Here is a 2,030-nt window from a genome sequence, read left to right as displayed (position 1 = left end):
GGCGGGGCGTCACGAGAACAGGCGATGCACCGGAAACAGGGCGAAACCGCGCGGAACAGCCTGTACCCGACGCATCGCCTGTTCTGGGAACAGCGGGCCCGAGCTCAGTGCTGGGCGACGACCGCGAGGATGCCGTCGCCGTAGGCCTCGCGCTTCTTGGCGCCGATGCCGGTGATGCCATCCAGGTCGCCCATCGAGCCGGGCCGCTCGGCGGCGATCGCGCGCAGAGTGGCGTCGCCGAAGACGATGTACGCCGGCACGCCCTGCTCGCGCGCCTGCTCGGCGCGCCACGCGCGCAGCGCCTCGAACAGATCGCGGTCGCCGGCGGCGACGTCGTCGGCACTGGACTTGCGCGGGCGCGATCCGCCACCCCCGCCGGAGCGGCCGAGGGCATCGCGGCGCAGGGGTACCGGCGTCTCTCCGCGCAGCACGCCACCCGAGGCCTCGCTGAGCGCGAGGGTGCCATAGTCGCCCTGGGCGACGATGATGCCGCGCGCGAGGAGCTGACGGATGACACTGCGCCAGTCCTGATCGGACAGATCGGCGCCGAGTCCGTACGTGGAGAGTCGATCGTGGCCCTGCTGAGCGATGCGCTCGGTCTTGGCGCCGCGCAGGATGTCGATCAGGTGGCCGGCGCCGAAGGCCTGCCCGCGCTCGCGCTGCAACCGGACGATCGTGGACAGCAGCTTCTGCGCCGCCACCAGGCCGTCCCACGTGTCGGGCGGCGTCAGGCACGTGTCGCAGTTGCCGCACGGCTCGGACGGTTCACCGAAGTACGACAACAGGTTCTGCCGGCGGCATCCGACCGTCTCGCACAGGGCGAGCATGGCGTCGAGGTGCTGCCCGAGACGCATCTTGTAGGAACGGTCGCCGGGAGACTGGTCGATCATGCGGCGCTGCTGCACGACGTCGCCGAGGCCGTACGCCATCCACACCACCGAGGGGTCGCCGTCACGGCCCGCGCGACCCGTCTCCTGGTAGTAGCCCTCGACTGACTTGGGCAAGTCGATGTGAGCGACGAAGCGGACGTCGGGCTTGTCGATGCCCATGCCGAAGGCGATCGTGGCGACCATGATCACCCCGTCGTCGCGGAGGAAGCGCGACTGGTTCGCCGCGCGCACCGAGGCGTCGAGGCCCGCGTGGTACGGCAGGGCGTCGAGTCCCTGCGCGGCGAGGTACGCCGCGGTCTGCTCGACGCTCTTGCGGCTCAGGGCATACACGATGCCCGCCGACCCCTCGGGCTGCGAGCGGATGAACGACACGAGCTGGCGGCGGGGGTCGACCTTCGCGTCGACGCGGTACTGGATGTTGGGCCGGTCGAAGCTCGCGACGAACGTGCGGGCGTCGCGGAGGCGCAGGCGCTCGACGATCTCGCGGGCGGTCTCGGGGGTGGCGGTCGCCGTGAGAGCCATGCGCGGGACACCGGGGAACCGCTCGGCGAGGTCACCCAGGGCGAGGTAGTCCGGCCGGAAGTCGTGGCCCCACTGCGACACGCAGTGGGCTTCGTCGATCGCGATGACGCTGAGCTGTCCGCGCGACAGGAGCGCCAGGGTCTGCGCTCCATTGAGCCGCTCGGGAGCGACGTACAGCAGGTCGAGGTCGCCGGCGAGGTACGCCTGCTCGACGGCCTGGCGTTCCGCGGGCGCCTGGGTCGAGTTGAGGTAGGCCGCTCGCACGCCGTTGGCCACGAGTGCGTCGACCTGGTCGTGCATGAGGGCGATGAGGGGGCTCACCACCAGACCGGTGCCCGGGCGCACGAGCGCCGGCACCTGGTAGGTGACGCTCTTGCCACCACCGGTGGGCATGAGCACGACGGCGTCGCCATTGCCGACCACGTGCTGCACGATCTCGGCCTGGTCGCCGCGGAAGGCGTCGTAGCCGTAGACCTCGTGCAGCACCTCGCGCGGATCGCGCCCGGTGAAATCGCGCACGTCGGGCAGTTCGCGCGCGGTTCCGGTCACCACCGCGGCTCGCGCGAACGGGGAGGTCGTGGCATCCATCGGCGGGGGCGGAGCGTCGGGGTCGTCGGG

General features: G+C 71.4%; 1 protein-coding gene. It reads right to left on the bottom strand.

Annotated features, from left to right (window positions below):
- Positions 1-104: 104 nt before the first annotated feature.
- On the bottom strand, positions 105-2,030 hold a 1,926-nt coding region (gene recQ, locus FE256_RS17835; RefSeq protein ID WP_502704868.1), incomplete at its 5' end, for a DNA helicase RecQ.

Source organism: Microbacterium sp. 5K110, from assembly GCF_005774735.1.
Lineage (GTDB): Bacteria > Actinomycetota > Actinomycetes > Actinomycetales > Microbacteriaceae > Microbacterium.
The sequence above is the reverse complement of the archived record's forward strand: the minus strand, read 5'-3'. Positions and strand labels throughout refer to the sequence as shown.